General features: G+C 63.8%; 17 protein-coding genes and 1 tRNA gene. All 18 read left to right on the forward strand.

Annotated elements, in window-relative coordinates; genetic code table 11:
• Positions 1-2: 2 nt before the first annotated feature.
• The 18 genes from ACEXKH_RS03085 (at position 3) to ACEXKH_RS03170 (ending at position 16,016) form a co-directional block, all read left to right on the forward strand.
• A tRNA-Ala gene (locus ACEXKH_RS03085) sits at positions 3-75 on the forward strand.
• Positions 76-150: 75 nt separating this feature from the next.
• Positions 151-2,184 (forward strand): ABC-F family ATP-binding cassette domain-containing protein, encoded by a 2,034-nt coding sequence (locus ACEXKH_RS03090; RefSeq protein ID WP_373573040.1) that lies wholly within the window; start codon positions 151-153, stop codon positions 2,182-2,184.
• Positions 2,171-2,467 (forward strand): hypothetical protein, encoded by a 297-nt coding sequence (locus tag ACEXKH_RS03095; RefSeq protein ID WP_168170409.1) that lies wholly within the window; start codon positions 2,171-2,173, stop codon positions 2,465-2,467. Before ACEXKH_RS03090 ends, ACEXKH_RS03095 begins: the two co-directional genes overlap by 14 nt.
• Positions 2,468-2,476: 9 nt before the next feature.
• Positions 2,477-3,160, forward strand: a complete 684-nt coding sequence (locus ACEXKH_RS03100) for a site-2 protease family protein (RefSeq protein ID WP_373573041.1) — start codon at positions 2,477-2,479, stop codon at positions 3,158-3,160.
• A gap of 84 nt (positions 3,161-3,244) precedes the next feature.
• Complete coding sequence (locus tag ACEXKH_RS03105) at positions 3,245-4,054, forward strand: segregation and condensation protein A (protein WP_373573042.1); 810 nt, start codon at positions 3,245-3,247, stop codon at positions 4,052-4,054.
• An 11-nt stretch (positions 4,055-4,065) separates the two neighbouring features.
• Entirely contained in the window at positions 4,066-4,794 is a 729-nt protein-coding gene (gene scpB, locus ACEXKH_RS03110) for an SMC-Scp complex subunit ScpB (protein ID WP_373573043.1), read from the forward strand.
• Positions 4,781-5,752: a pseudouridine synthase gene (locus ACEXKH_RS03115; RefSeq protein ID WP_373573044.1), complete on the forward strand. Its 972-nt coding sequence runs from the start codon at positions 4,781-4,783 to the stop codon at positions 5,750-5,752. Before scpB ends, ACEXKH_RS03115 begins: the two co-directional genes overlap by 14 nt.
• A 66-nt stretch (positions 5,753-5,818) precedes the next feature.
• Entirely contained in the window at positions 5,819-6,505 is a 687-nt protein-coding gene (gene cmk / locus ACEXKH_RS03120; RefSeq protein WP_373573045.1) for a (d)CMP kinase, read from the forward strand.
• Between the two features lie 3 nt (positions 6,506-6,508).
• Positions 6,509-7,237 carry a lysophospholipid acyltransferase family protein gene (locus ACEXKH_RS03125; protein ID WP_373573046.1) on the forward strand — a complete coding sequence of 243 codons (729 nt, stop codon included), beginning with the start codon at positions 6,509-6,511 and terminating at the stop codon, positions 7,235-7,237.
• Positions 7,238-7,239: 2 nt separating this feature from the next.
• Positions 7,240-8,136, forward strand: a complete 897-nt coding sequence (locus ACEXKH_RS03130) for a 4-hydroxy-3-methylbut-2-enyl diphosphate reductase (protein WP_373573047.1) — start codon at positions 7,240-7,242, stop codon at positions 8,134-8,136.
• 2 nt (positions 8,137-8,138) lie between these two features.
• Positions 8,139-9,581 (forward strand): DUF512 domain-containing protein, encoded by a 1,443-nt coding sequence (locus ACEXKH_RS03135; RefSeq protein ID WP_373573048.1) that lies wholly within the window; start codon positions 8,139-8,141, stop codon positions 9,579-9,581.
• Between the two features lie 10 nt (positions 9,582-9,591).
• The gene (gene der / locus ACEXKH_RS03140; RefSeq protein WP_373573049.1) at positions 9,592-10,926 is read left to right on the forward strand and encodes a ribosome biogenesis GTPase Der; all 1,335 of its coding nucleotides are present in this window, start codon (positions 9,592-9,594) and stop codon (positions 10,924-10,926) included.
• Complete coding sequence (plsY, locus tag ACEXKH_RS03145) at positions 10,919-11,602, forward strand: glycerol-3-phosphate 1-O-acyltransferase PlsY (protein ID WP_329738061.1); 684 nt, start codon at positions 10,919-10,921, stop codon at positions 11,600-11,602. Before der ends, plsY begins: the two co-directional genes overlap by 8 nt.
• Positions 11,603-11,611: 9 nt before the next feature.
• A complete protein-coding gene (locus tag ACEXKH_RS03150) occupies positions 11,612-12,619 on the forward strand; it encodes an NAD(P)H-dependent glycerol-3-phosphate dehydrogenase (protein WP_373573050.1) in 1,008 nt (335 codons plus the stop codon).
• 18 nt (positions 12,620-12,637) lie between these two features.
• Positions 12,638-13,309: a ribulose-phosphate 3-epimerase gene (rpe, locus tag ACEXKH_RS03155; RefSeq protein WP_373573051.1), complete on the forward strand. Its 672-nt coding sequence runs from the start codon at positions 12,638-12,640 to the stop codon at positions 13,307-13,309.
• A 6-nt stretch (positions 13,310-13,315) separates the two neighbouring features.
• On the forward strand, positions 13,316-14,494 hold the full coding sequence (locus tag ACEXKH_RS03160; protein ID WP_373573052.1) for a cysteine desulfurase family protein: 1,179 nt from the start codon (positions 13,316-13,318) through the stop codon (positions 14,492-14,494).
• Positions 14,491-15,300, forward strand: coding sequence for a Nif3-like dinuclear metal center hexameric protein (locus ACEXKH_RS03165; RefSeq protein WP_373573053.1), 810 nt, complete (start codon positions 14,491-14,493; stop codon positions 15,298-15,300). Before ACEXKH_RS03160 ends, ACEXKH_RS03165 begins: the two co-directional genes overlap by 4 nt.
• Positions 15,297-16,016 (forward strand): zinc ribbon domain-containing protein, encoded by a 720-nt coding sequence (locus tag ACEXKH_RS03170; RefSeq protein ID WP_349090369.1) that lies wholly within the window; start codon positions 15,297-15,299, stop codon positions 16,014-16,016. Before ACEXKH_RS03165 ends, ACEXKH_RS03170 begins: the two co-directional genes overlap by 4 nt.
• Position 16,017: the final 1 nt, after the last annotated feature.

The following is a 16,017-nucleotide window of genomic DNA, read 5'->3' on the forward strand; positions in this document are numbered from 1 at the left end:
ACGGGGGCGTAGCTCAGCTGGGAGAGCGCTTGACTGGCAGTCAAGAGGTCAGGGGTTCGATCCCCCTCGTCTCCACCCGAGCATTGAATGAGGCTCCAACGCAAGTTGGGGCCTTTTTTCATATAGGCACACAAGGTCAAAGGCGGCACCATGATCCTCCTGGTCGACAAGATCGAAAAAAGCTTCGGCGCGCGCGTCCTCTTTAGCGGCGCGTCTTTCCAGATCAACCCCGGCGAACGCTTTGCGCTCGTGGGACCCAACGGCGCCGGCAAAACCACCATGCTCAAGATCATTATGGGCATCGACAGCCCCGACGCCGGCCAGGTCCAGTACGCAAAGGACTGCCAGGTAGGCTACCTAGAGCAGGAAACCAACCTGGAGCAAAAGGACACCACCATCCTCGCCGAGGTCATGGCGGCGGCCAAAGAAATACGCCGCATGGGCGAGCGCGCCAACGAGCTGCAAGCCCAGATCACCGAGCTCTCCGAGCAGGGTATGGACGTCGACGCACTCCTTAACGAGTACGGCCAGGTCCAGGACCGCTTTGAGCACTTGGGCGGCTACGAGCTCGAGAGTAACGCCCGCAAGATCCTGTCCGGCCTCGGCTTTAAGGTCACCGACTTTGAGCGCCCGTGTTCCGAGTTCTCGGGCGGCTGGCAGATGCGCATCGCGCTGGCTAAGCTCTTCCTGCGCCACCCCGACCTGCTGCTTCTGGACGAGCCCACCAACCACCTGGATCTCGAAAGCGTCCAGTGGCTGCGCGGCTTTATCGCAAACTACGACGGCGCCGTCCTCATCGTCAGCCACGACCGCGCCTTCATGGACGCCTGCGTCGACCACGTCGCCGCGCTCGAGAACCGCCGCGTAACCACCTACACCGGCAACTACAGCAGCTACCTCAAGCAGCGGGAGGACAACCTGGAGCAGATGCGCGCCAAGCGCGCCGCCCAGGAGCGCGACATCGCCCACATGCAGGTCTTCGTTGACAAGTTCCGTTACAAGCCCACCAAGGCCGCCCAGGCGCAGGAGCGCATCCGCAAGATCGAGCAGATCAAAAAGGAGCTCGTCATCCTGCCCGAGGGTCACAAACACATCGACTTTAAGTTCCCCGACCCGCCGCGCTCCGGCGATATGGTCGTGGGCCTGGAGGGCGTCTCCAAGTCCTACGGCAACAAGCACATCTACAGCGATATCGACCTCAAACTCTACCGCGGCGAGCATGTGGCGCTCGTCGGCCCTAACGGCGCCGGCAAGTCCACCCTCATGAAGATCCTCGCCGGCCTGGAGCCGCCCACCACCGGCACCCGCGATCTGGGCACCAACGTGGGTGTGGCCTACTATGCCCAGCACGCGCTCGAAGGAATGACCGAGTCCAACACCGTCCTGCAAGAAATCGACACCGTCACGCCTAAGTGGACCGTGCCGCAGCAGCGCAGCCTGCTGGGCGCCTTCCTGTTTAGCGACAACGATTCCATCGAAAAGCAGGTACGCGTGCTCTCCGGTGGCGAAAAGGCTCGTCTGGCCCTGGCCAAGATGCTCGTGGCCCCCGAGGCGCTCCTGTGCCTGGACGAGCCCACCAACCACCTGGATATCGACTCGGTGGACATGCTCGAGAACGCCCTGCAAAACTTCCCCGGCACCATCGTACTGATCAGCCACGACGAGCACCTGGTGCGCGCCGTGGCCAACCGCGTGATCGATATCCGCGACGGCAAGGTCACGGTCTACGACGGCGACTACGACTACTACCTCTACAAGCGCGAGGACCTCGCAGCCCGCGCCGCCGCCGAGGCGGCAGGGGAGAGCGCGCCGGCCGCGGCCAAGTCCACCAAAGCCAGCGCCGGCCAGGCCGACACCCCCGCCGCGGCGCCTAAGCCTGCCGAGGGCAAAAAGACCAAGGAGCAAAAGCGCGCCGAGGCCCAGGCCCGCGCCGCGCTCAACAAAAAGCTCAAGGGCGTGCGCAACCAGCTCAAGAAGATCGAGACCGAGCTCGACAAAAAGCGCGCCCGCTATGACGAGCTTATGGAATTGATGGCAAGTGAAGAACTTTATGCCGATCAGGATAAGTTCAACGCCGCGCTGGGGGAATATAACGGCCTTAAGCAAGAGCTGCCCAAGCTCGAGGACGAATGGCTCGAGCTTTCCACCCAGATCGAAGAGGAGACCGCGCGTGAACTCTCGTAAGGCCGCTGCCGTGGCGATGAGCATCATCGCCATCGCCTGTCGCATCTGCGGCATCTTTATGAGCGCGATGACCGTGCTGCTGTGCTTTAGCGGCCTCACCGCCAAGCTGCAGATCGTGGGCTTTGTCGTTGAGCTTTCGCGCGCGCTGCCGAGCGCCATCGCCGGCTATGGAGTCATCACGTCGCCCTTTGGCGGTGTGTTCCGCCTGGATTACGCCATCGTCGCCGTCATTTTGTTTGTGATCGACTACCTGCTCACGCGCGCCTCGCGCCGCGTCCGCTAGGGGAGTGCCATGTCCAGCAGCTACTTCATGAACCTGCTTGCCAGCGCCGTCGCCGTCATCGTTGGCATCGTCATCCACGAGAGCGCACACGCCGCCGCTGCCTGGGCACTCGGCGACAAGACGGCCCGCTCGCGCGGCCGTGTCTCGCTCAACCCGCTCAACCATATCGACCCGTTCGGTACCATCATCCTGCCGCTGCTGATGCTCGCGGCCGGCGGCCCGGTGTTCGCCTTCGCTAAGCCGGTGCCCGTCTACCTTAACAACCTTAAGCACCCCAAGCGCGACGAGGTCCTGGTGAGCGCGGCAGGCCCCGCATCGAACATCGCACTCGCGTGCCTGGCCGCGGCCCTCATGCACGCAGCTTATGGCAACCTCTACGCCAGCATGTCCTTTGCCGTGGCGTCCCAAATCATGAACTTCGGCGCCACGTTCATCGTGGTCAACCTGTCGCTTGCGTTTTTTAACCTCATCCCGATCCCGCCGCTCGACGGCTCTTCGATCATTGTGCCGTTCCTTAAAGGCAAGGCACTCGCCAACTACTACCGCCTTCAGCAATACGCTATGCCCATCCTCATCCTGGTGCTGTACCTGCTGCCTACGTGGACCGGCATCGACGTGATCGGCCGCTATTTCGACGTTACCGTGTATCCGCTGGCTGAGCACCTGCTCAACTTCGCAATTGCCGGCATCTAGGGTAAACTTACAGGTCGACCGTGCAAAACGGTCGCAACATGCACTCAAACCGCGCCGCGAAGGCGCCGTCAAAGGAGGTCGAAGATGTCGTATCGCGTGTCGACGCAGGTCTACAGCGGACCTTTCGACCTGCTGCTGCAGCTGGTAACCCGCCAAAAAGTAGATATCGGCGCCATCTCGATCAGCGAGGTGGCAGAGCAATACCTGGCCGAGGTCGAGCGCATCGAGGCGCTGGACCTGGATGTGGCGAGCGACTTTTTGCTGGTCGCGGCAACCCTTTTGGACATCAAGGCTGCCTCGCTGGTACCTCAGGAGGCCCCCAGCAAATCCGTCGACGATGACGAGGACGACGAAGACCTCGAGGAACTCAGCGCGCTCGACGGCGATGCCCTGCGCGAGGTCCTGATCCAGCGCCTGATCGCCTACAAGCAGTTTAAGGGTGCGGCGGCGGCCCTTGGCGCGCGCATGCAGGCCGAGAGCCGCATGCATCCGCGCGTGGCCGGCCCCGACCCCGAGTTTTTGGGCCTTATGCCCGACTACCTGGCCGGCATTACCCTGCGCGGCCTGGCCGTCATCTGCGCCGACCTGGACGGCAAGCGCCAGACCTTCCTGCTGGAGGCCGAGCACGTGGCACCGCATCGCGTGCCGCTCGACCTGACGGTGGCCTCGGTCGACCGCTTTACCATGGCGCACCAATCCTGCACCTTCCGCGAGCTGTTGGACGGCGACGCCACGACTGAGCAGCTCGTTGTCACCTTCCTGGCCATGCTCGAGCTCGCCAAGCGCGGCTCGCTTACGCTGAGCCAGGACAAGATTTTTGGAACCATTCAAATCAACCGCGTCGAGGGCGCCGAGGCATACGTTCCCGGCGAGGGCCCCGAGCTCACCGAATAGGAGCGGCTACCATGTCAACCCTTTCCACGCTGGAGGCAAACAGCCTCAAAGGAGCCCTCGAGGCGCTACTGCTGGTGTCGAGCGACCCCGTGAGCGCACCCGCCCTGGCAGGTGCGCTGGATATCGCTCCGGGCGAGTGCGCATCGCTGTTGGCCGAGCTCAAAGTTGAGTACGAGGAGGCCAACCGCGGCTTTCAACTGCGCGAGGTCGCCGGTGGCTGGCGACTGTTTACGCACCCCGCCTACCACGATGTGGTCGAGGCCTATGTGCTGAGCTGGGACACGCAAAAACTGTCGCAGGCGGCGCTCGAGACCCTGGCCGTCATCGCCTATCACCAGCCCGTTACGCGCGAGGTGGTCAAGGGCATCCGCGGCGTCAACTCCGACGGCGTCATCGCGTCGCTCGTTGACAAGGGTCTGGTGCGCGAGCTCGGCCGCGACCCCCAGCGCGGTCAGGCCATCATCTACGGCACGACCAACGCCTTCTTGGAGAAGTTCGGCCTGCGCTCCACCCGCGACCTGCCCGATCTAGAGCAGTTTGCCCCCGACGAGCAGTCGCGCCAGTTTATCCGCGAGCGCCTGAGCGGCCGCAGTATTCAGTCCACGCTCGAGGAGCAGGCTGAAGACCTGGACGAAGAGCGCGAACTGCTCGATACCGATGTTGAAGATGTTGAGGCGGTCGAGGACGAGGATACCCTGGTTGTCGACGATACCTCGGAGGACATGCATGACGAGGATTAACGAAGTAGGGGAGACGTGCACCGCAAGTGCCACGGGCGCCGCAACGCCCACAGGTGACGCCCAGCCCGTCTACCCGCACACCATGCGCCTGCAGCGCTTTTTGGCGCGCGCGGGCGTTGCGAGCCGCCGCGGCTCGGAGGACCTGATGACCGCAGGCCGCGTGACCGTCAACGGCCAGGTCGCAACCGAACTGGGCACCAAGGTCGACGTCGACCGCGACCATATCGAGGTCGACGGCATGCCCGTCAAGCTCAACCAGGGCGCCGTGTACCTGATGCTCTACAAGCCGACCGGCTACCTCACCACCATGAGCGATCCGCAGGAGCGCCCTTGTGTGGCCGACCTGGTCCCGCGCGACCGCTTTCCGGGGCTCTTCCCGGTGGGTCGCCTGGACCGCGACACTACGGGCCTTTTGCTCTTTACCACCGACGGCGACCTGTCCCAGGACCTGCTGCACCCCAGCAAGCACGTCTACAAGACCTATCAGGCGCTCGTGGACGGCCACCTGACCGATCGCGACTTGGAACCGCTCCGTCGCGGCATCGAGCTCGATGACGGCCTGTGCCAGCCGGCGATCTGCCGCGTCATCACCGCGCGCGAGGCCGAGGCCGTGGCTCCGCAAGGCGTCAAGCCCGGCACCACCGCCGTGGAGGTCATCATTCGCGAGGGCCGTAAAAACCAGGTCAAGCGCATGCTGAGCAAGATACACCACCCGGTGATTCGCCTGCACCGCTGCAACTTTGCCGGCCTGGAGCTCAAGGACGTGGCCAAGGGCTCGTGGCGCGAGCTCACCGACCGCGAGGTGCAGATCCTCAAGGCCGGAGGCATCCCGCCCAAGCAAGCTGCCTCCAAGCGCGGTGACAAGCCCCAGGAAACCCCCGCGACCCGTACGCGCCACCACGGCAGTCACGGCTCCGCGCCCAAGCGCAACACCTACCGCGAGCGTTACACGGGCTAGGCAACCCGCCAAGCCGCAGCGCCTGCGTCCCATACCAGCACGTCAACCACCGAAAGGAAGCATTGCATGATCGTCGCCATCGACGGCCCCGCCGGTTCCGGCAAGTCCACCATCGCCAAGGAGATCGCCCGCCAGCTGGGCTTTAACAAGCTCGATACGGGAGCCATGTATCGCGCCGTCACGTTCGCCGCGCTCGACCGCGGCATCGATCTGGACGACGAGGCGGCCATCGACGCCCTCGCCGAGCAGATCGAGATTCGCTTTACCAACGGCACCGGCGAGGACACGCGCCTGACCATCGACGGTAAGGATGCCTCGGCCGCCATTCGCACCCCGCAGGTGGACGCCAACGTCTCCAAGGTCTCCGCCTACCCGGGCGTGCGCGCCGCCATGCTCATCCATCAGCGCCGCGCCGCCGAGGATCGCGACATCGTGGCCGAGGGTCGCGATATCGGCACCGTCGTATTCCCTAACGCACAGGTCAAGGTGTTCCTGACCGCCAACCCGCGCGAACGCGCCCGTCGCCGCGTGCTGCAGCGCCACCAAAACGACGCCCAGCCGCTCACCACCGAGCAGCTCGAGGCCGAGGTCGACGAGACCCTCGACGCCCTCAAGCAGCGCGACAAACTCGACAGCAGCCGCGAGGTCGCACCGCTCTTGCCCGCCGAGGACGCCGTGCACGTCGACTCCACCGCCCACACCATCGACGAGGTCGTCTCGATAATCGAGGACCTCATCAACCAAAGGAGGTAGCCCATGCGCCTGTTTAAGCAGACGCCCGAGGATTACTACAACGCGCCCTACGCCGAGTTCCCGGCCCTCATCCGCGGCACCGTCGTCGTGGTCATGGGCATCCTGTGGGTCTTCTCCAAGCTCATGTGGCGCTGGAATGTCGAGGACGCCGACCTACTGTTTGAGCGCCAGGAAGGCCGCGGCAGCGTGGTCATCTGCAACCACACCTCGATGGCCGAGCTCCTGGCTGTAGAGACGGCGCTGTTCTTTGGCGGCCGCCGCATTCGCCCCATCTTTAAATCCGAGTTTGCCAAGACCAAGATCGTGCGCTGGGCCTTTAGCCGTGTGGGCGGTATTCCCGTCGAGCGCGGCACCGCCGACATGAAATGCCTGCGTGCCGCCCAGCATGCGCTGCAGCGAGGCGAGGACGTCCTGATCTTCCCCGAGGGCACGCGCATCCGCTCGCGCGAAATCAAGCCCGAGGTCCACGGCGGCTTTGCGCTCATCGCCCAGATGGGCAAGGCGCCCGTGAACCCGCTCGCCATCTGCGGCTGGTCCGACATCACACCCAAAGGTAAAAAGCTCATGCGCCCCAAAAAGTGCTGGATCCGTGCCGGCAAGGCCATCTCGCTATCCGACGCACCGGCCGAGCTCAAGCGCAAGGAGCGCCTGGCATGGTTTGAGTCCGAGGCCATGAACCGCGTCTACGCCATGCGAGACGAGCTGTGCGACGAGCACCCGGGCAGGTTCTAGCCATGGGCGAGGAAGTCATGAATACCGCCGCGGCCGCCACTGAGGAGGTCGTCCCCACCATCGAGATCGCCGCCCACGCCGGCACTTGCTACGGCGTGCAGCGCGCGCTCGACATGGCGCTGGCGGCCGCCCCGCAGGCGGGGGAGAGCACTCAGGTCCACACCCTAGGTCCGCTCATCCATAACCCCATCGTGGTACGCGAGCTCGCCGAGGCAGGCGTTGGTCTGGCCGACACCTTGGACGACGCCGCCTCGGGCACCGTAATCATCCGCGCCCACGGTGTGGTGCCGCAGGTCATCGACGCCGCTCGCGAGCGTGGCCTCGACGTGGTCGATGCCACCTGCCCCTACGTCAAGAAGGTCCACGTGGCGGCCGAGCGCCTGGTGCGCGAGGGCTACCGCGTGATCGTCGTGGGCGAACCGGGCCACCCCGAGGTCGAGGGCATTCTGGGCCACGCCGGGGATGACGCTCTAGTCGTGAGCTGCGCCGCCGATGCGGACGCGCTGCCGCTCAAGGGCAAGGTGGGCCTGGTTGTGCAGACCACCCAAACCGCGCAGAACCTGGCCGAGGTTGTGGCCTCCATCACCCCGCGCGTGCAGGAACTGCGCGTGATCAACACCATCTGCGCCGCCACGAGCGAACGGCAGCAGGCAGCCGCAACCCTCGCCAACCGCTGTGATTGCATGGTCGTCGTGGGCGGCAAGAATTCGGGCAACACGCGCCGCCTGGCGCAGATTTGTGCTGACGTCTGCGAGCACACGCATCACATTGAGGAAGCTTCCGAGCTTGAGGCCGCATGGTTTGCCAACGCGCGCCACATTGGCATCACCGCCGGAGCCTCCACCCCGCAAGAGCACATCGAACGCGCCGTTGCGCGCATCAAGGAGCTTTGCCGCTAATCATGGACCAGACCGTACCCGCATACGCCGCCGAGGTGGCCGATTACGGGCGCAGCCGCGACCCCGAGCCGGGTGAGGGCGCGCTCGTTAAGAACGTGCGTCCCGAATCGCCCGCATGGGATGTGGGTATCGAGCCGGGCATGCGCGTGCTCACGGTCAACGGCGAGCAACTCACCGACATGATCGTCTGGCTTTGGGAAGCAGACGACGACAGCGTCGAGCTGGAGGTATTCGATCCGCGCGACGGCACTGTCACCCCCGTGGAGCTCGACCGTTTTCCCGGCGAGGATTGGGGTCTTGAGTTCGACGGCCCCATCTTTGACGGCATGCGTACCTGCGTGAACGCCTGCGTGTTCTGCTTTATGACGATGCTGCCCAAGGGCGGCCGCTCCACGCTCTACATTCGCGACGACGACTACCGCCTGAGCTTTTTACAGGGTAACTTTGTCACGCTCACGAACCTTTCCGACGAGGACGTGCAAAACGTTATCAATCGCAACATGAGTCCGATGAACGTGTCGGTCCATGCCGTGAGCCCCGACGTCCGCCGCCGCATGATGGGCCGCAACGCCCAGCGCGGCATGGACGTGCTCGAGGCCATCATGGCCGCCGGCATCGAGATTCATGCGCAGATTGTGCTATGCCCTGGCATGAATGACGGTGAGGAGCTGGAAAAGACCCTGCGCTTTTGCGAGGAGCACGAGCAGATCACGAGCCTGGGTATCGTGCCGCTCGGATTTACCAAGCACCAGAACCGCTTTAGCTGGTCATACAGCGACAAGCCCGAGCTGGCGCGCGAAACCATCGCCATGATCCGTCCCTACCAGGACCGCGCCTTCGAGCGCTTTGGCCGCCACACGTTTCAGATGAGTGACGAGTTCTATCTGGACGCCGGCATCGAGCCGCCCGAGGCAGACTTTTACGACGGCTATCCGCAGTACTACGATGGTATCGGCATGATCCGCTCGTATCTGGACGAGACCGACGACGTGCTTGCCACCGACGCCGAGCGCCTTGCCCGCGTTCGAAAGGCCATTACCGCCCGCGACCAGCGCCTGGTATGTCTTTCGGGCGCCAGCGCACGCGATACCGTCGCCCGCTTCGTGGAGTCTCCACAGGGCCTTTCCGGCACCGTCACGGCCATCAAGAACCGCTACTTTGGCGGCAACGTGGACGTGACCGGCCTCATCGTCGCGAGCGATATCCTTGAGCAGCTGCCGCAAGACCTGTCGGGGGTTATGCTCTTTGTGCCTAAGCTCATGTTCAACGCTGACGGCATGACGCTTGACGAGTATCATCGTGACGATTTACTCGCAAGCCTTACCAGTCGCGGCGCCGAGGTTCATGTGGTGTCGACCATGCCGCATGAGCTGCTCGATACCCTGGAGCGCATCCTTGGCATTGTGCCTGCCGACTATACTAATTCCGCTGACCCTACCCATTAAAGGAGAGTAGATGAAACCTATCGTCGCCGTCGTCGGACGCCCCAACGTGGGCAAGTCCACGCTCGTTAACCGCCTGGCCCAGACCTCGGACGCCATCGTCCACGAGTCCCGCGGCGTTACGCGCGACCGTTCGTATCACACGGCCGATTGGAACGGCCGCGAGTTCACCATCGTCGACACGGGCGGTATCGAGCCGCTCAAGAGTGACGACGTCTTTGCCACGTCCATTCGCGACCAGGCGCTTGCCGCCGCCGAGGAAGCCGCCGTCATCCTGTTTGTCGTCGACGGCCGCACCGGCGTCACCGAGGAGGACGAGTCGGTCGCCCGCATGCTCAAGCGCTCCGACAAGCCGGTCTTTCTGCTGGTGAACAAGCTCGACAATCCCGATCGCGAGAACGACAACATCTGGGAGTTCTATTCGCTCGGCATCGGTGAGCCCACGCCGCTCTCGGCCCTTCACGGCCATGGCACGGGCGACCTGCTCGACGACATCGTGGCCCTGCTCCCCGAGGAAGAGGACGAGGTCGCCGACGAGTTCCCCGATGCACTGAACGTCGCCATCATCGGCCGTCCTAACGCCGGTAAGTCCTCGCTGTTCAACCGCATCCTGGGTGCCGACCGCTCCATCGTGTCCAACATCGCCGGCACCACGCGCGACGCCATCGATACCGTCGTCGAGCGCGACGGCAAGCACTACCGCATGGTCGACACCGCGGGCATTCGCAAAAAGAGCACCGTGTACGAGAACATCGAGTACTACTCCATGGTCCGCGGCCTGCGCGCCATCGACCGTTCCGACGTGGCGCTGCTCGTCGTCGACGCCTCCGTGGGCGTTACCGAGCAGGACCAGAAGGTCATGGGCTTGGCCATCGAGCGCGGCTGCGCCATCGTGGTGCTACTCAACAAGTGGGACCTGCTCGACGACGATCGCAAGCGCGAGGCCTGCATGGAGACCGTCGACCGCCGTCTGGGCGTCATGGCCCCCTGGGCCCAGTACCTGCGCATCTCTGCCCTGACCGGCCGCAGCGTCGAGAAGATCTGGGCGATGGTCGACGCCGCCGAGAAGACGCGCTCGCAAAAGATCAGCACCTCGCGCCTCAACACGTTCCTCACCGACCTGCGCGAGTTCGGTCATACCGTGGTGGACGGCAAGCGCCGCCTGCGCATGCACTACGTGACCCAGACGGGCGTCAACCCGCCGACGTTTACGTTCTTCGTCAACCACAGCGACCTGGTCAACGACACCTACCAGCGCTACGTGGAGAACCGTATGCGCTCGACCTTCGATTTTTCCGGCACGCCCATTCGACTCTTCTTTAGGAAGAAGGAGCAAAAGGATGCATAATCCGATTCTGCTGACCGCCATCTGCGCCGTGGTCTCGTTCTTTATCGGAGCGATTCCGTTTGGCCTGATCCTGGGCCGCGTGTTTAACCACACCGATATTCGCAAGGCGGGCTCCGGCAACATCGGCACCACCAACGCCCTGCGCGTAGCCGGCCCCAAGGTCGCGGCGCTCACGCTGCTGCTCGACTGCCTGAAGGGCGCCATCTGCGTCCTTATCGCGCGTCCGCTCATTGCCGACTTGGGCTATGGCTTCCCCGTGAGCATTATGGCCCCCGGCGCCGCCGGCGACTGGATGCTCGGCGTCATCTGCCTGGCGGCCGTATGGGGCCATATCTTCTCGCCCTACCTCAACTTCCATGGCGGCAAGGGCATCGCGGTCGGTCTGGGCGTAATCCTCGCATGGTACTGGCCCATTGGGCTATCGCTGCTGGGCATGTTTATCGTGGCCGTCGCCATCACCAAGTTTGTGTCGGTGGGCTCGCTTGCCGCCGCCATCGGTCTTCCCATCGCTGCCTGCGCGGTCTTTCCGTACAGCAGCCTGGGACTCAAGTTTTGCATGGCGATGATCGGCATCACCGTGGTGTGGGCCCATCGTGCGAACATCAAAAAGCTCATGGCCGGTAAGGAGTCCAAGCTCTCGTTTACCAAGCGCGTCACCGAGCCCGACGATAAGTAGGAGAGAGTCATGAATGTTGCGCTGATTGGCTCCGGCTCCTGGGGAACCGCCGTCGCCGGACTTGCCGCTGCGCGAGCCGAGCGCGTGACCATGTGGGCCCATAGCGAGCAGACGGCCGCCGGCATCAACGGCGAGCATCGCAACCCCCGCTATCTGGTGGACTACGTGCTGCCGGAAAACGTTGTCGCCACGACGGACCTGGCCCAGGCGTTCGACGGTGCTGATGCGATCATCTTTGCCGTGCCTTCGACGCATCTGCGCGACGTCTGCCACCAGGCGGCGCCGTTCATCGCGGACGAGACGCCGGTTCTGTGCCTCACCAAGGGCATCGAGCCCGAGTCCGGCCTGCTCATGAGTGAGGTCATCGCCAGCGAGATCGGCAACGAAGCGCGCGTGGCGGCGCTCTCGGGCCCCAACCATGCCGAGGAAATCTGCCGCGGCGGGCTTTCGGCTGCCGTCATCGCCAGTGAAGACCAGCAAGTGGGGGAGACCTTTAAGGAACTGCTGCTTTCCACGGCCTTCCGCATCTACCTGTCGCAGGACATGACCGGCGTCGAGGTATGCGGCGCCATGAAAAACGTCATCGCTATCGTGTGCGGCATCTCTGCCGGTACCGGCGCGGGCGACAACACGCTTGCTCTTATCATGACGCGCGGCCTGGCAGAGATCAGCCGCCTGGTGCACGCCCGCGGCGGTCAGGCCATGACTTGCATGGGACTTGCCGGCATGGGCGACCTTATCGCCACCTGCACCTCCGAGCATTCGCGCAACCGCACCTTTGGCTTCGAGTTTGCCCACGGCGTGTCGCTCGACGAGTACCAGGCCCGCACGCATATGGTGGTCGAGGGTGCCGTCGCGGCCCGCAGTGTCAGCGAACTCGCCCGTTCACTGGGCGTAGACATTCCGCTCACCTTTGCCGTGGAGCAAACGCTCTACAACGGTGTTACTTTGGATAGAGCGCTCGAGATTCTCACCGACCGCGTCCCCTCTCAAGAGTTCTACGGACTCACCGACTAGCGCAGAAAGGCTACTACCATGGGTTCCATCAAAATCGCTCCGTCCATCCTCTCGGCCGACATGGCCAACCTGAAGGGTGAGCTCGACAAGATTGCCGGCGCCGACTACGTGCACTTCGACGTCATGGACGGTCACTTTACCGGCAACCTGACCTTTGGCGTCGATATCCTCAAGGCCGTCAAGCGCTCCACCGATGTACCGGTCGACGCGCACCTGATGGTGTCGAACCCCGATGAGACGGTCGATTGGTACGCCGATGCCGGTGCCGACATGATCACCGTGCACTACGAGGCCTCCACGCACCTGCACCGCACGCTCACCCATCTGCAGCAGCGCGGCGTCAAGGCCGGTGTGGTGCTCAACCCCGCCACGCCCGTCTGCGTGCTCGAAAGCATCATCGACGTTGTCGATATGGTGCTGCTGATGAGCGTGAACCCCGGCTTTGGCGGCCAGAGCTTTATCCCCGGTACCATCGCCAAACTGCACGAGCTTACGGCCATGTGCGAGCGTCACGGCGTTTCGCCCCTCATCGAGGTCGACGGTGGTATTTCTTCCAAGAACATCGCAGACGTCGTCAAGGCCGGCGCCAACGTGCTCGTAGCCGGCTCCGCCGTATTTAAGTCCGAAGATCCCGCCGCCGAGGTTGCGCTGCTGCAGAAGCTGGGCAACGAGGCCGCACAGGAGGCATAAATCCTTATGACCGCAGGTCAAAACCGCATACCCGTGAATCTTGACTATGCCGCCTCGACGCCCATGCGCGCCGAGGCGCTCCTTGCGCAGCGCGAGTACGACGACAGCGAGCTTGCCGGCGTCAACCCCAATTCGCTGCACTCGCTTGGCCGCAAGGCCGCCGCACGCCTGGAAGTCGCCCGTCGCGAGATCGCCCGTAGCTTTGGCGCGCGCGTTCGCCCGTCCGAGATCATCCTTACCAACGGCGGCACCGAGGCAAACCAGCTGGCGCTCCTCGGACTTGCCGAGGGCGCCCGTCAGCGCGATCGCAAGCGCGACCGTGTCATCGTTTCGGCGATCGAGCACGATTCGATCCTGGACAACCTACCGCTGCTGCGTGCCGCGGGCTTTACCGTCGACCTGGTGCAGCCCTGCCGTGCGGGCTACATTGAGCCCGCTGCGCTCACGGAGCTGCTCGGCGACGACGTGGCGCTCGTGAGCATTATGGTCGCCAACAACGAGACCGGCGTGGTGCAGCCCATCCGTGAGCTGGCCGCCGCCGCACATGCTGCCGGCGCCTTGTTTCATACCGATGCCATCCAGGGCTACTTGCATATTCCGCTCGATGTCACCGAGCTGGGCGTCGATGCCATGACCGTTGCCGCGCATAAGATCGGCGGCCCTGTGGCATCCGGCGCGCTCTACCTTAAGAACCGCACGCCGCTGCGTCCGCGCATCTTTGGCGGTGGACAGGAAGCAGGCCGTCGCGCCGGTACGCAGGATCTGCGCACGCAGCTGGCTTTTGCCGCTGCCGCCCGCACGCTGGCGCCCCAGGTGGCCCAGGAGCGCGCGACGCTGCAGGCCCTGTCCGATACGCTCTACGCCACGCTTACGGCCCATCCTCGCATTCACGCCACCATGGGTGACTACGCGCAGGCCAATCGTCTGCCGGGCATGGTTTCGATCTACGTCGACGGCATGGACTCCGAGGAGCTCATCATCAAGCTCGATGCCGCCGGCTTTGAGGTTTCGGCAGGCTCGGCATGTTCGAGCGGCAGCATGGACCCGAGCCACGTGCTCAGCGCCATGGGCATTGGTCGCGAACAGGCATTGGGGTCGCTGCGCATCTCCTTCGATGACCGCGTGAATCCGAGCGATCTGAACGACTTTGGCCAGACGCTGCTCTCGATCGTAGGCGCCGCATGATCGTCTCCGAGCTTGAACGCGCGCTGCTGGCGCGCTACCCCAAGGCGGACGCCGAGGGCTGGGATCATGTTGGGCTATCCGTGGGGGATCCCGCTGCAAAGATCACCGGTGTTGCCTGCGCACTCGACGCGACCGTAGCCAACGTGCACCGCGCTCTCGAGGCCGGCGCCAACGTGCTGTTGACGCATCATCCCATCTATATCAAGGCGCCCGAGGCCTTTTGCCCGGCCGATTCCGCGCGCCCCCAGTGCAGCGCTGCACTCTACGAGGCAGCTCGTTGCGGCGTGAGCATCATCTCGCTCCATACCAACCTGGACCGCTCGCACGAAGCGCGCGTTCGCCTGAGTGAGTTACTGGGCGCTGAGCCCATGAGCTCGCTGGAGCATGTGGACGAGCCTGAGCTCACCGGTCTGGGCGCGCTTGCAACGCTTAACGACCCCTATAGCCTGCGCAATCTCGCCAACCGTGCCGCCACGGCCTATGGCAGCGTCCCGCGCGTATGGGGCGATGCCGAGCGCCCGTGCCGCACCGTCGCCATTCTGGGCGGCTCTCTCGGCGATTTTGGTGAGCTTGCCATTGCCGCGGGCGCAGATGCTATTGTGACCGGAGAGGCCGGCTACCACGTGGCGCAAGACCTTGTCTTGCGTGGACTGCCGGTGATCTTGCTCGGCCACGACCGCTCCGAGGAGCCGTTCGTTGATATATTGATGAACTCTGCAGTTGACGCCGGGGTCGACCCCCGTCATGCGATTAAAATACTGAACCCTTGCCAATGGTGGACTGTGACAAAAGGAGAGAACTTATGAGCGCCGGCGCTACGCTACTCAAGCTGCAACAGATCGATTTGGAGCTCGCCCGCAACAAGAGCGAACTTGCCAATATGCCGGAGCTCAAGGAGCTCGCCTCAAAGCGTAAGACCTATGTGAAGCTCAAGTCCGAGATGACCAAACTCTACGCCCAGCGCAAGGATCTGGACATTGAGCTCGACGACCTCAACACCACCGAGATCCAGACCAATAACGCCATCGAGGCTGCCAAGAAGCGTCACGTCGACGGCTCTGATTACCGCGAGGTGCAGGACCTGGAGAATGAGCTTGCCACCCTGGCCAAGCGTCTGGACAAGATCGAGCACACCCGCAAGGATGTCGTTGTCGCCCATAAGGAAGCGCTCGACCGCGAGGCTCGCGCGCAGGCCATTATCGCCAAATTCGAGGAGGGCGTGAAGGCCGACACCAAGGCCGCACGAGCCAAGGCCGCCGACCTGCAGGCCCAGATCGATGCTGCAACCAAGGAGCGCACCGCCCTTGCCGCCACGCTACCGACCGACGTGCTCACCGATTACGAGCGCCTGCTCAAGCAGTTCCGTGGCCTGGCCGTCGAGACCATCAAGGGCAACATTCCCACCATCTGCCACACCGCGCTGCAGGCATCGTCCATGAGCGACCTCAACCACGACGGTAGCGAGATCGCACACTGCCCGTATTGCCACCGACTGCTGGTGCTCCCGAGCAAGGAAGCGTAAA

Origin of the sequence: Collinsella aerofaciens ATCC 25986 (genome assembly GCF_964259375.1) — a bacterium.
Lineage (GTDB): Bacteria > Actinomycetota > Coriobacteriia > Coriobacteriales > Coriobacteriaceae > Collinsella > Collinsella aerofaciens_BO.

What these genes read in the sequence shown, in the direction of transcription:
- ACEXKH_RS03090 (WP_373573040.1), top strand. Translation starts at nt 151, where the DNA reads ATGATCCTCCTGGTCGACAAGATCGAAAAAAGCTTCGGCGCGCGCGTC.
- ACEXKH_RS03100 (WP_373573041.1), top strand. Translation starts at nt 2,477, where the DNA reads ATGTCCAGCAGCTACTTCATGAACCTGCTTGCCAGCGCCGTCGCCGTC.
- ACEXKH_RS03105 (WP_373573042.1), top strand. Translation starts at nt 3,245, where the DNA reads ATGTCGTATCGCGTGTCGACGCAGGTCTACAGCGGACCTTTCGACCTG.
- scpB (WP_373573043.1), top strand. Translation starts at nt 4,066, where the DNA reads ATGTCAACCCTTTCCACGCTGGAGGCAAACAGCCTCAAAGGAGCCCTC.
- ACEXKH_RS03115 (WP_373573044.1), top strand. Translation starts at nt 4,781, where the DNA reads ATGACGAGGATTAACGAAGTAGGGGAGACGTGCACCGCAAGTGCCACG.
- cmk (WP_373573045.1), top strand. Translation starts at nt 5,819, where the DNA reads ATGATCGTCGCCATCGACGGCCCCGCCGGTTCCGGCAAGTCCACCATC.
- ACEXKH_RS03125 (WP_373573046.1), top strand. Translation starts at nt 6,509, where the DNA reads ATGCGCCTGTTTAAGCAGACGCCCGAGGATTACTACAACGCGCCCTAC.
- ACEXKH_RS03130 (WP_373573047.1), top strand. Translation starts at nt 7,240, where the DNA reads ATGGGCGAGGAAGTCATGAATACCGCCGCGGCCGCCACTGAGGAGGTC.
- ACEXKH_RS03135 (WP_373573048.1), top strand. Translation starts at nt 8,139, where the DNA reads ATGGACCAGACCGTACCCGCATACGCCGCCGAGGTGGCCGATTACGGG.
- der (WP_373573049.1), top strand. Translation starts at nt 9,592, where the DNA reads ATGAAACCTATCGTCGCCGTCGTCGGACGCCCCAACGTGGGCAAGTCC.
- plsY (WP_329738061.1), top strand. Translation starts at nt 10,919, where the DNA reads ATGCATAATCCGATTCTGCTGACCGCCATCTGCGCCGTGGTCTCGTTC.
- ACEXKH_RS03150 (WP_373573050.1), top strand. Translation starts at nt 11,612, where the DNA reads ATGAATGTTGCGCTGATTGGCTCCGGCTCCTGGGGAACCGCCGTCGCC.
- rpe (WP_373573051.1), top strand. Translation starts at nt 12,638, where the DNA reads ATGGGTTCCATCAAAATCGCTCCGTCCATCCTCTCGGCCGACATGGCC.
- ACEXKH_RS03160 (WP_373573052.1), top strand. Translation starts at nt 13,316, where the DNA reads ATGACCGCAGGTCAAAACCGCATACCCGTGAATCTTGACTATGCCGCC.
- ACEXKH_RS03165 (WP_373573053.1), top strand. Translation starts at nt 14,491, where the DNA reads ATGATCGTCTCCGAGCTTGAACGCGCGCTGCTGGCGCGCTACCCCAAG.
- ACEXKH_RS03170 (WP_349090369.1), top strand. Translation starts at nt 15,297, where the DNA reads ATGAGCGCCGGCGCTACGCTACTCAAGCTGCAACAGATCGATTTGGAG.